Here is a 16,929-nt window from a genome sequence, read left to right on the forward strand (position 1 = left end):
TAAATAGAGCATACGTCGATTCGCATGTGGACATAAAAAATAGCCCCTCTTCGCTGGGACTTATTGGCTATACAATTGACTTTTTAATTTTATCAATTCTTTTTCTTGTTCAAGTACTTTATCAAGTGTTAACTCCGCCTGCTTCTTTAGCTGCTTCACCGAGAGGTCAACAGACTGCTTAAATTCCGTAATATCATTTAACATTACTGCTTGTTTTTGTTTTCCAATACGGATTTCATCCAAGATTTTTTCCTGTGTTTGCTCCACATTCTCTAGCTTTTGTTGAATTTGTCCAACACTGTTGCCTAATTTTTGTTGAGTTTGCTGAATTAGTTCAACATTGCGGCTTAATTTTTGTTGGACTTCTTGAATTTGTTCGACATTGTGGCTCAATTTTTGTTGAGTTTGTTGTATTTGTTCCACATCACTACTTGACTTTTGTTGATTTTGCTCAACACGGTCTAGTCTTTCTCGAATTGGTTATCATTCTTCCTTCAAAATCAAGCGCAGCAAATCTCTTAATTCCAGACTCATCTTCAACCCTCATTTGCCTTTTTTCCATTATAACATGTCCAAAATATAGATAAGATCGGGCATCTAACCCGCCCTCACGCCGCGCCATCGACGACAGGCGTCTAAGGCGAATAGGACCGTCATCGTCCTCGCCCACAGCGCGGCCGAGTGCCTCTATTGATAAAGGTAAAGAGACATCACCTGATGAAAAATATTTAGTCGGAAATACCGACAAAAAATTTCCGACTAAAACGAATCATGTAATGAGTTAAAAAAGTCCTAAAAACTTTTTTCGTTTCACTCGCTCTGGCTGCTCTTTATAGATCGCTTCATTTTGAAAAATATATTCGGCATTTTCTCGGAAGTAGTAGACGGCTTCGCTGCCAAATTCTTTACCGACCATATTAAACGCCTCCTGCATATGGAAGCTGCGGTTTTTCACATTGTGTGCGTCAGAGGCAATGACATGGACAAGTCTAGCCTCGATGATATCTAATGAAAACTTTTGAATTTTTTTTCCGAAACGCCCAACAAGACTTCCCGCTGTTATTTGGGCGATTGCCCCCTTTTTCACTAACTTGTACAAAAGATCTGGATGCTGCACGATTTCGGTATTTCGTTCCGGATGGGCAATAATAGGTGTTAAGCCTTTCATTTCGATGTCATACAAAAGCTGTTCGGCATAGCGCGGAACATGGTTAGACGGAAATTCGATTAAAATGTACGAGCTGTTATTTAATCCGATTACTTTTTCACATTCATAATCTTGCAGTAAATCTCCGTAAATACGAACCTCTTGCCCTGGTGCAATGTTTAAGGGAATTCCCTCTTTCTGAATGGCTAGTTTGAGCTTTTTTACTCGATTTTCGACAATGTCTCGTTCATTTTCATAGCGTTCATGCTTATGATGAGGGGTCGCGACAATAGCAGTAATCCCTTCTTCGACAGCTTTTCGTGCCATTTCGAGGCTTTCAGTCAAATGCTTCGCCCCATCATCCAATTCGGGTAAAATATGACAATGTAAATCAATCAATAAGGGTCCCTCCTAAAAATGGGTACTTTGGCATATTATTCCCTCGCAATCATTTATTCATTTTACCATACATTGGATATATTTCAAAGAAGGGGACTTTTGATAGATGACTTATTTCCCGCCATAATAGTAGTAGTAATGATGATCCTTACGCTTTTTCCCATTTAAGACGACCCCAAGCAGCTTGCTTTTTCCAACCGTTAACGCCTCCTTTGCTTTAAGTGCTGCTTCCTGTTCCGTTTTCCCGCTTGATACGACTAAAATCGACGCATCGACATGATTGGATAAAATTTGCGCATCGGCAACAGCCAAAACAGGCGGTGTATCAAAAATGACGATATCATATAGGGAATACACTCCCTCCAACAATTCCTTCATGCTTCTTGATGACAACAGCTCCGCTGGATTCGGCGGGATCGGACCGCTTGATAAAATGTGCAAGTTTTCCACCTCACAAAGCTGGACCGCTTCATCCAATGCCACTTGCTTTGTTAATACTCTCGTCAACCCGTAAATATTTTCAACACGAAACGTATAGTGCACGGTTGGCTTTCGTAAATCAGCATCAACTAATAACACTTTTTTGCCTTGCTGGGCAAACACAACCGCTAAGTTGGCTGCTGTCGTCGACTTCCCTTCACCAGGACCAGGAGAGGTCACGATGATCGAACGAACCTCTTCGTCAACAACCGAATACTGAATATTTGTCCGCACCGTACGATACTGCTCTGATACAGGGGATTTCGGCATTCGGGCTGCAATTAGAGAACGTTCATTCCGCTTAAATGCTTTTCTTGAGTTTGAAAATCGTTTACGCGCCATATGACTCTCCCCTTGCTCTTGATTTGCTATAAGCTGTTTGCTTGCTCGGTTCGATATCGTCATCGATTTCCGAAATCGCACCTAAAACTGGCAGCTCTAGTATTCTTTCAATATCTTGTTCCGTTTTAATAGTGTTATCTAAATATTCTAATAAAAAGGCAATTCCGACTCCTGTCATCAAGCCTACAACAAAGGCAATCGCCATATTTAACATCGGCTTTGGTTTAATCGGTGATGGATTTTCTTTTACTTCTGCTTTCGATAAAATGTTCACATTATCTACGTTCATAATATTTTTAATTTCTTTTTGGAAAACGGTTGCGATCGTATTCGCAATCGTTGCCGCTCGCTCTGGATCAGGATCTTGTACGGAAATATTCACAACTTGCGAATCCTTTTCACTGTTTACCGTAATTTTTTCATTTAATTGTTCAATCGTTTCCGGTAAATCTAATTGCTCGACGACAAGATCTAATATCGCCGGACTTTTAATGATGACGTTATATGTATTAATAAGCTGCAAATTCGTTTGGATTTCATTATATTGAAAAGTGAGCTGATCATTTTTCGCTTGATTGACTAAAATTTGCGTGGATGCTTGATAAATCGGTGTAATGACAAAATAGCTAACAATTCCGCTTGTCATCGTCGCAAGCGCCGTAATGATGACGATGAGCGAGAGACGTTTCCGAAGTGTTTGAAATAGCTCCTTAAGACTAATCGTTTCTTCCATGATGACCTCCAACGTACTAGATTCATAGATAAAATCTATTATAAAAGGAAAAACTACATAAATCTACATGAATTTCCATTGTTTTCTCGATCGTCCTGTCATTTATTATACAATTTTGTCTTCTCCTTTCCTACACTTTTTCCATATTTTCAATACTTTTTACATAACATTTACAATAATATTGACGGTTGCCAAGCCTTTTCGGCTAAAAAAGAGCTTACAACTACGTTGATTTTTAACTTCTTTGCTGCTTAATTGGCAAAAAAATAAGGATGGGATTCACCTCCATCCTGTTCACTTATATATTGAGCAGCATCGTTATTCCGGCACCAAGAAGGATTGCCAATAATGGAATGGAAATATATAAAAGCTTTTTATTTCTTTCCTTTTTCGCTTCCATTTCCTCTGGTGTCAACCATGAACTCATTTCTTTTACCCCCCTCGTCTCAAGCAGCTGGCTGGCTTACCCAAACGGCTTTAGCCCCTGTAGCTTTGCGTCCATTGTTTTCACAATGTTTGCCTTTTTCAACGAACCTCCATTTATGATTATCGGCCATTTATGTCAAAAACGATATGGTAAATCCATAAAATGAGAAAATGGACTCGATGTTAAACGGTAAAATAGTTCTACAAAACCGTTTTACATCTGTTTCTCACAACGACAAAAGACCGCTGCTTGTGCGGTCTTTTTTGTCTTTATAAACTTATGAAGCATACATCCTCTTGATGTCAAATTCAATGAATTGCAAAAGCTCTTTTGTTGTTAAGTTTGTCAATGTTTCACCTTTTACATAAGCGTTTAGGAGAATTTTCAAGAATTCCTCTTGTTTGATCGTCTTTTCTTCCATTCTCCAAATGTTCCTTTCTATTGACATTTTTAAACAAATCCATGCGAAAATTATACTAGATTTTTAGATCGCTGAGCAATCCCCTTCATCATACAGTTCGCTCGATTGTCATTTTTTTGTCGTACTTCGGTTCTTTTATTTTGGCACTTTTCTAAAAGATTGTTGCTTAACTATACGATAGTTTTTTGACTGTCAAGCAAGCGAAACGCTTGCTACACGTTGTAGCGTGACGTGAACCGAACAAAAGTCGATGGTCGGACAATTGTGATTTGTTCGACCACGTGCTTTGTTCGGTTCATAGACAGTCGAAAAGCAACAAAGTTTACGAAAACAGCCTTTATTTTACGATATAATAAAGGGTAAAAGACGGCCTTATTTAAGTTGTTTAGAAAAATAACTAGAGGAGAGCGAATTGATGCTAATGCGTGAAATGAATAAAGAACTCGTTTTTCAATGCGGCGAGCAAATGAAAGCCTTGCTGCCAAGCGAGCTTGATGAGAATCAACAATTGCTAAAAAAAGGACTATTGTTATTTCGAAAAGGACATGTGTATAATGCCGAGCTTCATGAAACGATCATTACGGCGAATGTGCAAGATGTGATACGTGTTTCAGTGAAGCTTGACTTAGAGGATGTTTCGGCTAGCACATGTACGTGTCCTGCTCGTTTTTTATGCCGGCATATATTAGCTCTATTTTTATATGTATATGCAGCAACCGGCGATATTGGTTCCTTCCTTGAAGCCTGGAAAAATGAACAGCCGCGTACAAAATTAAAATCATTTGAAAAGGCAGGACTTTTACAAAAAGGAACGAGACAAAAAGCAGAAACCGTTCAAGGGTGGTATGACTATTTTGAAAATGAATTAGCCAAGCACATCCATACGGCGTTATCCCCAGCCGCCTTATGGCAAACTCTTTTTTATCGTTATTACGGCAAAATAAAACGAACGACACCGCTGAAAGAAGAGCTCAAAAAGCTTTATCAGCTGCACGCTGCCATCTTTACGATGAAAAAAATGCTTGAATCATTGCATGAAACACACGTCAGCGACTTTATGCTGGAGCAAATTGCTTATCCGTTCATCGATCAATTGCGAGAAGATATTTATATGAAAACAGCGGAAGTGAAAAATATCGCCCATTCGTTTACGGTAGAAGACTTTTTATCAGATAGTATTTTCAATGTAAGAGAGCTCTTATTTGCCAGTGAATATTTCCGTTTTGAACGTGTCATGGTTTATCGGCATATATGGCTTTATTTACTCAATCGAAAAGATTGGGTGAAGGAAGAATACGAATATATGGCCGAACGATTAAAGGAAGAAATTCAAGAAAAAGGGCCTTTTATTATAGAAAGTGATATCGCCGCTATGAATGCTTTATTTCTGCAAAACGAGGATGATATAGTGATGGAGCGCCTTGACTTATATTCTGACTTGATGCTCCCTTATTCCTTTGATTGGATCGGTTATATAACAGGGCGCAGGGAGTGGCAGCGTTTGCGAAAATGGAGCGCTTATTTGTTCCGTCATATTACAGGCTTTTTACAAGAAGACTTATCTTATGGGGAAAAGCGCCAAACGGTGAGCTTTTTATTAACGCTATTTTCTGAATATGAAGAGCATACAGGTGATAAGGAGTTCTTTGAACGAGCGTGTCAAAAAATGCTTCCATTTAGCTATGCAGAATACCATTATTTTTTAATGGAAGAAGGCGACTATGAAACGTGGACAGAGCTGCAGCAAATGGTCGGCTTTCCTCTTCATGAAATTGAACGCACGATCTTAAAAACGATTGAAAAAGAAGCGCCTGATAAGCTTCTCCCCCTTTTACACGATGAAGTGGAGCACTTCATATTAGAAAAAAACCGCAGCAGCTATAAACAGGCGGTCAAATATTTAAAGCAATTAAAACGAATTTATAAAAAGCTAAAGCGGACGGAAGTGTGGGAAAGCTATTTACAAAAATTAATCGCGAAACATAAACGGCTCCGCGCCTTCCAAGAGGAGCTTAAGAAAGGAAAGTTGCTAGATGCTTAACCTCTTGACGCTATTCGTACATCCCGATCGACTTGAAAATCATTTTTTTAGCATCGTATGCACCGATGCTGATGGTATCGTCATACCTGTGGAGTTATGGAAGAAGCAGCTTTTTGTATGGCATGAATCATCTTATTTTGGCACCGAGTTTTTGTCAGAAAATGACGATGATGTGGGAGAATTAATCTTATCTCCGTGGCAGGCTGTGGAGTTTTTGGCGAAAAAGCCGTACAGCTCGCTTCTCGATGTGCAGTTTTCCGATGAGGCAAAAGCAGAGCTCGATTTAGCCACTTGCATTTATGATACCGTTCAAAAAGGGAGCTTTATGCCTGATTTTACGGCCTTCCAGCAGAGGAAGATTGCTTGGAGGCCGATTGATTTCGAGTTAGATGGTGAGGCGAAAGAATGGTTTTCGGCAGCAGTTTCCGATTTAATCGAACGAAATCCAATGCTGCAAGAAGCATGGCAGGAGGTGCTGGAAAACCATCCAGTGTTAGCGAGCTTTGGCGGCCATTTTTTAGATGAAGAAGACTGGCTTGAGAAAATTGGCTGGACGGTTCGTGACCTTCCGTTTACGATTGGCCTCCGTTTAAACGAACCGGAGTTTGATGGTGATGACTGGAAGCTGGAGTTATTTTTGCGTAATAAGAAAAATCGAGATTCGCTTCATTTTTACGAAGGCGAACAAAGCCTTCCTGCTCGTTGGAAAAAATATATGGATTTCATTGAGCGGGAGCAAAAGAGATTTCATGAAATTCTCCCATGGCTTTCGTTTCAAAATGGTGTCACGCTCGTGTCGGAAGAGGAAGCATGGCGCTTTTTAACAGAAGGAAGCGAAACTCTTGTGAACATGGGCATTGAAATTCTTTTGCCATCCTGGTGGAAAATGGTGAAAGAAGCGAAAATGCAAGTGAAAGCGAAAATGTCTTCCACTTCGACGGGCGCTTCGTTCGTTGGTATGAATCAATTAATCGATTTTGACTGGCGTTTTTCCACAAACGGCGTGGAATTATCAGAGGAAGAGTTTCATAAGCTTGTCGAGGAAAACCGCAGACTCGTGCACATTCGCGGACAATGGATTCAGCTCGATCCGAAGTTCATTGAACAGATGAAGCAAGTATTAAAACGAGCGGAAAAAGAAGGGCTTCAAGTTATCGATATTTTAGAGCAAGAGCTATTAGAGGTAAAGACGAGCGACATCGATCAAGAAGACGACTTGCGGGCTTTTGCAAACATTCAAATTGAGCTCAATGCACAAATGAAGGCACTTGTGAAACAGATGAAAGAAATCAGTGCCATTCCGCCTGTTCACGTTCCGGATACATTTTTAGGAGAGCTGCGCCCATACCAAGAGCAAGGCGTGAATTGGCTAGTGTTTTTGCGCCGCTTCGGGTTTGGCGCTTGTTTAGCTGATGACATGGGGCTTGGAAAAACCGTGCAAATGATTGCTTATTTTCAATATGTAAAGGAACACGAACATCCAGAGGCGCCTGCGTTAATTATTGCGCCAACCTCTGTTCTCGGCAACTGGCAAAAAGAGTTTGAAAAATTTGCTCCTCATTTAAACGTGAAGCTTTATTATGGCACGAATCGGAAAAAAGGCGATGAGTTTTCATCATTTATTTCTGATGCGGATATTGTCATTACGTCATACGGTTTAAGTCACGGTGATTTTGACGAATTGTCATCTGTGACATGGAGTGCGATTTGCCTGGATGAAGCGCAAAACATTAAAAACGCTCATACGAAGCAATCCCGTTCGATTCGTAAATTAAAAGGAAAGCATCACATTGCGTTAACGGGAACGCCGATGGAAAACCGGTTAACCGAATTGTGGGCGATTTTTGATTTTATCAATAAAGGCTATTTAGGGACACTAAACCGTTTTCAGCGCAGCTTTGTGCTGCCGATTGAAAAGGAGCGGAATGAAAAGAAAATTGCTGAGCTGCGCAAATTGATTAAACCGTTTTTGCTGCGGCGTACGAAACGGGATGAAGAAGTGCAATTAAACTTGCCGGACAAGCAGGAGCAAAAAGAATACATCCCATTAACGGTCGAGCAGGCTTCCCTTTACGAGCAGCTTGTCAAGGATACACTGGATGAGATCGCATCCGTCAGCGGCTTCGAACGAAAGGCGCTTATTTTGAAAATGCTCGGAAAACTAAAGCAGCTTTGCAACCATCCTGCATTATACTTGCAAGAGGAGTCGCCGAAAAAAATAGTCGACCGCTCACACAAGCTGGAGAAGCTGCTGGAGCTCGTAGCTGCCATTCGCGAACAAAACGAAAGCTGCCTCATTTTCACGCAATATATTAAAATGGGCGAAATGATGAAAAACTTGCTAGAAAAAGAGTTTAATACAAACGTTTTATTTTTAAACGGCAGCCTTTCCAAAGCAAAGCGCGATCAGATGGTAGAAGCCTTTCAAAACCGGAGGCATCACATTTTCATCTTGTCATTAAAAGCGGGCGGCACCGGATTAAATTTAACAGCGGCCAATCACGTCATCCACTTTGACCGCTGGTGGAACCCGGCCGTCGAAAACCAAGCAACAGACCGCGCCTTCCGCATCGGCCAAAAACGCTTCGTCCACGTGCATAAATTGATCACAACCGGTACCATTGAAGAAAAAATTGATGAAATGATTGAAAAGAAACAATCATTAAACGACGAAATCATCCAAAGCGACAACTGGATCACCGAGCTTTCAGCAGATGAGTTAAAGGAACTGTTTACATTGTCGATTCGATAAGAGGTAAGGATGTGGAGCTTTGTTTTTGCGGTGGCGGACATTGGCGGCACTATATTAAGGTACGGGGCAGAGATTTTGCGGTAAACTGCCTTTTCGTTAAGGTAAGAAAACTGCATCGCGGCTTGAGAGTTGATACAACGATCGGATCCTTTCGCGGCCACACCGCTTTTGGCGCTTGCTGCATCGAATGTTCTCATGTAAGAAAACTGCATCGCGGCTTGATTTTTATTGCAATAAACTGATTCTTTTGCGGCCACATTGAATAAGGAGGCATAAGCAATGGCGAATGCGAAAAAGAAGGACAAAAAATCCCCTGCATGGGAAAAATTTTACGAACTAATCGAAAAAATCGTTGGCAAGTAAAGGAAAATTTTCGTGCCCGCTCGATTGGCGGGCACGAAAATTTTGCGTTAATCATTCGGGTCCAGTGCTATATCTATAGGTGCCGGCGCTTAATCTCTCGGGTTCACGCGCTAATCTCTCGGTTTTCGACCACTTATTTATCCGTTCCGGCGCTTAATCTCTCGGGTTCACGCGCTAATCTCTCGGTTTCGCACCTTAATCTCTCGGTTCCACCACTTATTCTCTCGGTTTCGACACTCAATCTCTCGGTTTCACCACTTATTCTCTCGGTTTCCGTCCACAATCTCTCGGTTTCGCACCTTAATCTCTCGGTTCCACCACTTATTCTCTCGGTTTCGCACCTTAATCTCTCGGTTCCACCACTTATTCTCTCGGTTTCGACACTCAATCTCTCGGTTCCACCACTTATTCTCTCGGTTTCCGTCCACAATCTCTCGGTTCCACCACTTAATCTATCGGTTTCGCACCTTAATCTATCGGTTTCGCACCTTAATCTATCGGTTTCGCACCTTAATCTATCGGTTTCGACACTCAATCTCTCAGTTTCCGTCCACAATCTCTCGGTTTGAGCACATAATCTCTCGGTTCCACCACTTATTCTCTCGGTTTACTCACGGGCTACTAAATTTTTCCACACACGCGTAACAACACATACCTTTTAATTTATCTGAATGTTTAGTAAAATGTCATTAATCAAAATAGTTAAGGGATGGTGGCTATGGAAGTCCCATTTTACAGGAATTTTTATATCATAGAAAAGAACTCCGTTATTCAAGTCGAGTTTTTTGAATATCAAAACTATACACAGGCTGTGATTAGCCGTGAATCTCCTGATGAAGTCGTATCAGGTAATGCTGTGCATCCGTGTCGGAAAGAAGCCTTTAAGCAAGCTGTGAAAAATTTTAAGCAGCATGAATCTTCCTTATATTCTCGTGCAAGCTTATATAATCGGAAAATTAAGCTATAAATCGTAAAAAAAGAAATACCAGCCTTTGATGGACTGGTAAAAGATGGGGACTTATTGGAGGATTTCGACTGATTCTTTCTAAAGAGGGTTTTAGAGGATATGAGTGGGAGCTTTTCATTTACTCATCGTAGACTCACCATTTCAGCCATTACGCCCACCTACTCTTTGGATATGAGTGGGAGCTTTTCATTTACTCATCGTAGACTAAGCCTTTTCATGATGACACTCATTCATTCGTTTCTTGCACAGCTAATTCCCGTGTTCTTACTTGCGGAGGCGGGGTTCCCATGAATTGAACAGAATCGGCGACAACTTCTGTGACGTAGACACGCTTTCCTTCATTATTTTCATAATTTCTCGTTTGAATTCTTCCCGTCACACCAACGATCGAACCTTTTCGACAATAATTAGCTGTATTTTCTGCCGTCCTTCTCCACAATGTACAGTTGACAAAGTCTGCATCGATCTCTCCGGCACTGTTACGGTACTTTCGGCTAACAGCGAGGGTTATATTCGCAACTGCTGCTCCCTCACTTGTATAGCGGATTTCTGGGTCACGAGTGAGCCTACCGACAAGAGTTACTTGATTAATCACCATAAACCTCCTTTCCTTCTTGCTACATCTTCATTGTAAAGGCTGAAGTATATTTTGAAAAAAACGCAATAATTGATTTTGCTAGCATATGTACTACATAAAATTTCATTTTCGACTACAAATTTCACCTTTTTATCAGTTTTTCCCGCATATTTCTTTAAATTTCGATATCTTTCTCTCTTTTTTTATTCCGTGAATCAATGATGAATGAGAAATGTTTAGGACCGAAGAAGCGAATACTATGAAGGATATCAGTGATAGCTGCAGGATAGTGTTGATCGTTGGGGAATAGTGCATTTATATAGCGACTTTCGGTATCCTGTAAAAAAAACTGTTGGACATGCATCCTTTTTTCTGGAAACTCAAAGCGAATACGAACGATTTCCGCATGGTAAATGGCGTGATAATATGCGTCAATAATGGCATGGACTGGAACACGAAAATAATGAAATTTACCTACTTCATGAGAAGAATGAGGAATACACATGACAAGTTGTTCGACTGTTTCATGGCCTAAATGCTCTTTATGATACACTTGCAAAGTTTTAAAGTGAAAAATCTCCATACTGACCTCCTTTTGTTTTTTCTTTTTCAGTATAATCCTTTATATTCCCGTCCACATATCCACTTTTATTTAAAATTAGCTAAAATAATGCAAATTCCGTTATAATAGGTCATTTTTCCCATTTTTTCAAATGGATTCATTCATTTTAGCCAATTTTCATTCATTTTCTCTATCGTTCCTTTTTAGAACAAATATATGATTGTGTTTTATTAGAACCGACTCATCAACGGTTTTCTTATACGATATCAGTAACGGAAAGGGTAAAGTTGGTGGTTCAGTGGACGAATTAAAAAAATTTCAAGCGAATGTGCGATTTTTTCGAATAAAAAAAGGCTTAAGTCAAAGCCAATTAGCGGAAAAACTGAATGTGACAAGACCTGTTATTAGCAAACTAGAAACTGGCAAACAACAGCCAAGCTTAGAGCAGCTGATTCAAATAAGTGAAGTGCTGGAGGTTAGCATTGATCATTTGCTTGGACGCGGTGAAAAGCCACAGCTGTTGACAGATGTTTTGGAGCCATATTACACAGAAAAACATTTAGAAGAAGTGGTCGACTATTTAATGAAACATCCTGATCTGTATCATGCTATAGAAGAATTAGCCAAAAGCGATGATAAAGGAAAAAAATACGAGCGTTATATTGTCAAAATGATTAAAGAACTATTAAAAATAGACTAATTGTAAATGAAAGAGGTTGGCACGAAGAGGTCAACCTTTTTTTGCTCGGTTTGGATTGTATTCGACATACATTGGATTGTATTCGACATACATTGGAATGTATTCGACATACATTGGATTGTATTCGACACATATTGGATTGTATTCGACACACATTGGATTGTATTCGACACTATTTCTTCATTTCGACTCTGTTTGGCAAATACCGCTGCTTTTTTAGTCTAGCTCCACTCATTATAAGGAAAACATCATTATGATATAATAAACGAAAGGCTGTTTTTTTGGAGGGCTTAAATTGAAAACCTTTAAGTTAGTTGGATTGAAAATTGAACGGAAGGATCGAGAAGGCCGTATTGAAGAGCTTCCTTTAGCCGATGGGTTAATCATTAATAAGGAAGATGGAGAAAATTCATGGTTGATTGAAGCCCTTCTTTCCAAGCGTTATCGGTATTACTTTGAACATGTTCTCCAAAACAAAGCGGAGCTGCGATTATTTGTGACGATTACGAAAAAAAATAATACACCTGCCCAAATTATTGCAAAAGTCCGCTCCATCATGACTCTTGAAGAGCATATTTCCGTATTATTAGAAGGGCGAATGTTTACCCTTCGATCAGCAAAGGTCGATGCTGAAAAAATTTTACACGACTTAGTCGCAAAAGGTTTAACTGGAAAAGAACTGTTAGATTCATTTAAAAAGAAAATGTATCGACAGCCTGATTAAACCACAATTGAAGAGCCTTTCTTATGCCAATACAAGTGCCGTAGCTCGAATTGCTATTTGTATGCGTTTGCTGCTTTGAAGATTTTAGGAGACTCTTATAAAAAACATGACGCCGTTTCCAAGAACGGCGTACGCTTATTATTGATTATCTTCTTCATCATTTAGATCTTCATCTGCATTATCCTCTAAATTATTCCCCATGTCCTCTTTCATATCCTCTTCTTGCTGACGTTCTGTCTCATCATCAACTGGAGGAACGTCTTCATCGTTCACATCTTCATCATTCAGATCTTCATTATTCATGTCCTCATCATTTATGTCTTCTTCATTTTGCACATCTTGATCTCCTGGTGTTTGGTCATCGTCAGTATTACATCCTGTTGCAAACATCGCAACCATCCATGTGGTCATAAACAGTAGTAACCATTTTTTCTTCATAATGATATGCTCCTTTCAAATAATGATTAGGTTCAACCACTGTTATCTTTCCCAAAAATTGTTTCTTCATACATAAACATTTATTTTCTCTCCATGAATCGTTGCACGCATTGCAAAGGATGACTGCAAACTAAAATGAAATGTATGTTCGCTAATGTATCACGGAAAAATTCTTTGTTCAGGAGGAAGAGAAAATAGAAAGAGGTCTGGGGATATCCAAAAAATAAGTGCCTGACCTAATACAACTAGATCAGACACCGATGGGAAACCTCAAACTTACCTAAAAGAGGGGAGATATGTAGTCAGGTTCATTTTATGGCAAACATTAATTCTGCTTCACAGGCTGTTTCGCCGTCTACAGTTGCAACTGCTTTTCCTTTTCCAATTGGGCCGCGTTGGCTTATGATTTCTACTTCAAGACGAAGCTGGTCGCCTGGGCGTACTTGTTTTTTAAAACGGCATTTATCAATTCCCGCAAAAAGAGGCAGCTTTCCTTTATTTTCTTCTTTTCTAAGCATAGCAACTGCGCCAACTTGTGCGAGCGCCTCAACGATTAAAACACCTGGCATAACCGGATATTCTGGAAAATGTCCATTAAAAAACTCTTCATTTACTGTGACGTTTTTGATACCAACAGCACGTTTACCTTCTTCGATTTCAAGAATGCGGTCAACGAGTAAAAACGGATAGCGATGTGGGATCGTTTCTTTAATTTGTTGAATATCGAGCATGTCTGAAACCTCCTTGTGTTTTATTCAATACGACAAAGGGAAGGCGTATACCTGCCTTCCCTCCACACAGTATATGCCTATTCCTTTTCTTTTTCAACAAGATCTATAATATGCTGCCACGTTGATGGCTTTAATGCATCTAAAGGGTTTCCGTCTCCTAATACCCCGTATCCGACCATTGCTCCTATCACTAGACTAAGTGCCATTCCGAAAACGATCAAAACGAGACGGAGCCAAATCGGAATAAGCCGGATTCGCATTTTCCCTTTTTCTGTTTCTTTTTTTGCCTTTTTTTCTTTTTTGATGTTTTCTCTCGTTGCTTTTACCCTTTCTTCTGCAGTCATGGTGCATTAACCCCTTTTATTGTTTTACTGGGAGAGCTGTATTTTATGAACGAACATTATTAATCAGACCGAGCATTTGGTCACCAATTGAAATTGACCGAGCATTCATTTGATAAGAACGCTGCGCTGTTATTAAATCGGTCATTTCCGTTGCTAATTGTACGTTTGATCCTTCAAGAGCGCCTTGCTGCACGCTTACTTCAGATCGCAAATCACCGTTTAACATTTCTACATAATCAGGGTTTTCTTCCGTAAAACGGTACAAATTATTTCCTTGGGCTGCAAGCATATCTGGTCGATTCACTTTCACAATTCCTAATTGCACGATTTGATTTGGATCGTTATCATTCCGAGAAACAGCTGTTAACATACCGTTTGGCGAAATGATGATTTCTTTAAAGGAATCGTCTAAATAAATAGGGTTTTCATTTTCATCGACAATGCTGTAGCCGTCCGAAGTAACGAGCATTAAACGGTTTGTTCCATCATTCGCTGGCGACAAATAAAGAGCACCGTCTCTTGTATAATGAATTTCACCATTTACTTGAACCTGTAAAAATTGGTAAGGATTTGTCAATGCAATATCCAGCTCTCGATTTGTCTTCTTTATGACGCCCTGCTCAAAAACAACTTTTGATTGGAGCTTAGCGCCATTCCCAACACGAATACCATAATCTGTAAGACGACCAACCTCTTTTCTTTCATCAGGCTGATTATTGATTTGCTGCTTAACAAGCTCGTGAAAGCTTGATGTTGTTTTTTTAAAGCCATTTGTATCAAGGTTAGCTAAATTATGTCCAATCGTATCTATTTGCTTTTGTAATTGATTCATTGTATTGGTCGCTTGTGCCATAGAACGTATGAGCATGCTCATATCCTCCTTTTATTAGCGAACACGGCCTATTTCATTAACCGCTTTCTCCATGCTTCGATCGTACGCTTGCAGCACTTTTTGATTGGCTTCAAAAGAGCGATAAGCCGTTAATAAATCAGTATAAGATTTCGCGATATCAACATTTGCGTTTTCTAAATAGCCCTGCTTTAATTCATAATTAATAAGAGCATTACCTACTGCACTCGGCAATACGCTGTCATCAGCTGTTCGATACAAATCGTTGCCTTCACGCACTAAGATGCGCACATCTTCAGCAAAGCGCACGTCGATTTGCTGACCAGTTGGCTCGCCATCGACATATACTTGACCATCTGCTTTGATTTCATACTCCGGGCTATTGATCACAATAGGTTGTCCTGTTGTTGCTAAAACGGTATTTCCCCCAAGCGTTAAGCGGCCATTTGGATCTAAAGTAAAATGCCCGTTCCGTGTATATTTGATTTGTCCTTCCGGCGTCTCGACAGCGTAAAATAAAACTCCCTTTACATTCGTTTCAGCAAATACTGGCACTTCTTTCTCCACTAAGGCGAGATCACTTGGCAAATTCGTTTCACGAATATCTCCTTGTGTATAGAGAGGTATCAGTTCTTGTACATACGCACCTGTATTTAATGAACCGATTTCCTTTTGTGCAACACGGCCATGCTGATTCGCTTCAATATAAGACAAAAGCATTTCCGGAAAAGCACGAAGCGTATCCTGTTCCGCTTTATAGCCAGGTGTATTCGCATTTGCGATATTATTCGACAATACATCGGCTCTCCGCTCTTGTGCCAACATTCCAGACGCTGCTGTATAAAAACCTCGTAGCATATATTCACCTCGTTCCCTAAATTCCGACAATATTCCCTTATTTTTTATTATAAAGGACTTTTCTTCAATTCTCATTACCATCCTGTAAATTTCTTTTAAAAAGGCTCTTTTTCTAAAAGATTGTTGCTTTACTATACGATAGCTTTTCGACTGTCAGGCAAGCGATACGCTTGCTATGTCACGCGTGTAGCGTGATGTGAACCGAACAAAAGTCGACGGTCAGACAAATATAATTTATCCGACCACGTGCTTTGTTCGGCTCATGGCCAGTCGAAAAGCAACAAAGTTTACGAAAACAGACATTAAAAAACTGCTTATTCGAAAATCGATTTGATCCTAAGTCCTCAAACGGAAATTGAATGAAGGTTTACGAGCTGATCTTATTCGTATCGTACAAATCTAGAGAAATGGTAATCTTTTCTTCGTTTAAAGAGGACACGTGAGGATAGTCTATGATATGTAAACAATACATGACAGGGAGGAACAAATGGTGCCATATCGAATTCAACAGTTAACAAATCAAGCACAGCAAGCTCTTCAACAAATTCATCAAATTGCTCAAACACTTAAACAACAAGAAGAGCAAAACGCTAATCAAGCTTTTCAGACAAACCAAATGACACAACAGCAAGCTCAAGAATTTGGGAAAAAAGAGCAACAAGCTGTACAAAGCCTGCAACAAATTCAAAATATCGGGAAGCAATTGCAGTCAAATCTTGGACAAGTTAATCAATACCAAAATCCATACCAGAATTTAAACCAAAATCAATTTCAAAACTTAAACCAAGCTCAATATCAAAATCAATACCAACCACAAACGAATATTCCAAATCAGCCACAAGCCAATATTCAAAATCAACCAAGCTCTTTTCAAATGAATGCGAACCCGTCCTTTAACCCATTGCAAGGTACACCAAGTCAAACAAACGTAAACGAAGTTCGCCGCCAAAACCAACAATCAGCAGGGCAAAACCCTTATCCTTATTCATAAAAAAGTGCCCTACAGAGATTTATAAATTATCTGAAGGATTGTGGCATTAGCCCACAACTTTCTGAAAGCAGCCAGCATCCGC

Annotated in this window: 19 protein-coding genes and 1 riboswitch; of the genes, 6 read left to right on the plus strand and 13 right to left on the minus strand. The window is 39.9% G+C overall.

What is annotated here, in order from left to right; genetic code table 11:
- Positions 1-60: 60 nt before the first annotated feature.
- From J2S06_RS08215 to J2S06_RS08235, 5 genes are all read right to left on the minus strand, one after another.
- The gene (locus J2S06_RS08215; protein WP_419151969.1) at positions 61-423 is read right to left on the minus strand and encodes a hypothetical protein; all 363 of its coding nucleotides are present in this window, start codon (positions 421-423) and stop codon (positions 61-63) included.
- Between the two features lie 358 nt (positions 424-781).
- A complete protein-coding gene (locus J2S06_RS08220; protein WP_419151970.1) occupies positions 782-1,546 on the minus strand; it encodes a tyrosine-protein phosphatase in 765 nt (254 codons plus the stop codon).
- A gap of 111 nt (positions 1,547-1,657) precedes the next feature.
- Positions 1,658-2,368, minus strand: coding sequence for a CpsD/CapB family tyrosine-protein kinase (locus tag J2S06_RS08225; RefSeq protein WP_419151971.1), 711 nt, complete (start codon positions 2,366-2,368; stop codon positions 1,658-1,660).
- The gene (locus tag J2S06_RS08230; RefSeq protein ID WP_044747179.1) at positions 2,358-3,101 is read right to left on the minus strand and encodes a YveK family protein; all 744 of its coding nucleotides are present in this window, start codon (positions 3,099-3,101) and stop codon (positions 2,358-2,360) included. Before J2S06_RS08230 ends, J2S06_RS08225 begins: the two co-directional genes overlap by 11 nt.
- Before the next feature lie 298 nt (positions 3,102-3,399).
- Entirely contained in the window at positions 3,400-3,528 is a 129-nt protein-coding gene (locus J2S06_RS08235) for a hypothetical protein (RefSeq protein WP_419151972.1), read from the minus strand.
- Between the two features lie 19 nt (positions 3,529-3,547).
- Positions 3,548-3,632: riboswitch (cyclic di-GMP riboswitch) on the minus strand.
- A 732-nt stretch (positions 3,633-4,364) separates the two neighbouring features.
- Here J2S06_RS08235 and J2S06_RS08240 point away from each other — a divergent pair.
- Both J2S06_RS08240 and J2S06_RS08245 read left to right on the plus strand, forming a co-directional pair.
- Positions 4,365-5,990: an SWIM zinc finger family protein gene (locus J2S06_RS08240; RefSeq protein ID WP_419151973.1), complete on the plus strand. Its 1,626-nt coding sequence runs from the start codon at positions 4,365-4,367 to the stop codon at positions 5,988-5,990.
- Positions 5,983-8,742 (plus strand): DEAD/DEAH box helicase, encoded by a 2,760-nt coding sequence (locus tag J2S06_RS08245; protein ID WP_419151974.1) that lies wholly within the window; start codon positions 5,983-5,985, stop codon positions 8,740-8,742. Before J2S06_RS08240 ends, J2S06_RS08245 begins: the two co-directional genes overlap by 8 nt.
- A 496-nt stretch (positions 8,743-9,238) precedes the next feature.
- Here the strand turns inward: J2S06_RS08245 and J2S06_RS08250 are convergent, their stop codons facing one another.
- Positions 9,239-9,640 carry a hypothetical protein gene (locus J2S06_RS08250; RefSeq protein ID WP_419151975.1) on the minus strand — a complete coding sequence of 134 codons (402 nt, stop codon included), beginning with the start codon at positions 9,638-9,640 and terminating at the stop codon, positions 9,239-9,241.
- A 183-nt stretch (positions 9,641-9,823) separates the two neighbouring features.
- Between J2S06_RS08250 and J2S06_RS08255 the strand changes: the two genes are divergently transcribed.
- A complete protein-coding gene (locus tag J2S06_RS08255; RefSeq protein WP_419151976.1) occupies positions 9,824-10,072 on the plus strand; it encodes a hypothetical protein in 249 nt (82 codons plus the stop codon).
- A 226-nt stretch (positions 10,073-10,298) separates the two neighbouring features.
- Here the strand turns inward: J2S06_RS08255 and ssb are convergent, their stop codons facing one another.
- Entirely contained in the window at positions 10,299-10,667 is a 369-nt protein-coding gene (gene ssb / locus J2S06_RS08260; protein ID WP_044747175.1) for a single-stranded DNA-binding protein, read from the minus strand.
- Between the two features lie 157 nt (positions 10,668-10,824).
- Entirely contained in the window at positions 10,825-11,232 is a 408-nt protein-coding gene (locus J2S06_RS08265) for a hypothetical protein (RefSeq protein ID WP_044747174.1), read from the minus strand.
- A gap of 277 nt (positions 11,233-11,509) precedes the next feature.
- On the opposite strand from J2S06_RS08265, the gene J2S06_RS08270 reads away from it, so the two are divergent.
- Both J2S06_RS08270 and J2S06_RS08275 read left to right on the plus strand, forming a co-directional pair.
- The gene (locus tag J2S06_RS08270) at positions 11,510-11,911 is read left to right on the plus strand and encodes a helix-turn-helix domain-containing protein (RefSeq protein WP_044747173.1); all 402 of its coding nucleotides are present in this window, start codon (positions 11,510-11,512) and stop codon (positions 11,909-11,911) included.
- A gap of 295 nt (positions 11,912-12,206) precedes the next feature.
- On the plus strand, positions 12,207-12,635 hold the full coding sequence (locus tag J2S06_RS08275; protein WP_419151977.1) for a YwpF-like family protein: 429 nt from the start codon (positions 12,207-12,209) through the stop codon (positions 12,633-12,635).
- A 138-nt stretch (positions 12,636-12,773) separates the two neighbouring features.
- On the opposite strand, the gene J2S06_RS08280 is transcribed toward J2S06_RS08275, so the two are convergent.
- The 5 genes from J2S06_RS08280 to J2S06_RS08300 all read right to left on the minus strand — a co-directional run bounded on the left by J2S06_RS08280 (position 12,774) and on the right by J2S06_RS08300 (position 15,856).
- Positions 12,774-13,073, minus strand: a complete 300-nt coding sequence (locus J2S06_RS08280; RefSeq protein WP_419151978.1) for a hypothetical protein — start codon at positions 13,071-13,073, stop codon at positions 12,774-12,776.
- A 308-nt stretch (positions 13,074-13,381) separates the two neighbouring features.
- Positions 13,382-13,804, minus strand: coding sequence for a 3-hydroxyacyl-ACP dehydratase FabZ (fabZ, locus tag J2S06_RS08285; RefSeq protein WP_044747170.1), 423 nt, complete (start codon positions 13,802-13,804; stop codon positions 13,382-13,384).
- A 77-nt stretch (positions 13,805-13,881) separates the two neighbouring features.
- Positions 13,882-14,148 carry a DNA-directed RNA polymerase subunit beta gene (locus tag J2S06_RS08290; RefSeq protein WP_419151979.1) on the minus strand — a complete coding sequence of 89 codons (267 nt, stop codon included), beginning with the start codon at positions 14,146-14,148 and terminating at the stop codon, positions 13,882-13,884.
- A 43-nt stretch (positions 14,149-14,191) separates the two neighbouring features.
- Positions 14,192-15,016, minus strand: a complete 825-nt coding sequence (locus J2S06_RS08295; RefSeq protein ID WP_419151981.1) for a flagellar hook-basal body protein — start codon at positions 15,014-15,016, stop codon at positions 14,192-14,194.
- 18 nt (positions 15,017-15,034) lie between these two features.
- On the minus strand, positions 15,035-15,856 hold the full coding sequence (locus J2S06_RS08300) for a flagellar hook-basal body protein (RefSeq protein WP_419151982.1): 822 nt from the start codon (positions 15,854-15,856) through the stop codon (positions 15,035-15,037).
- Positions 15,857-16,346: 490 nt separating this feature from the next.
- Between J2S06_RS08300 and J2S06_RS08305 the strand changes: the two genes are divergently transcribed.
- Entirely contained in the window at positions 16,347-16,847 is a 501-nt protein-coding gene (locus J2S06_RS08305) for a hypothetical protein (protein ID WP_419151983.1), read from the plus strand.
- Positions 16,848-16,929: the final 82 nt, after the last annotated feature.

This window comes from Bacillus alveayuensis, assembly GCA_030812955.1.
Taxonomy (GTDB): Bacteria; Bacillota; Bacilli; order Bacillales; family Aeribacillaceae; genus Bacillus_CB; species Bacillus_CB alveayuensis.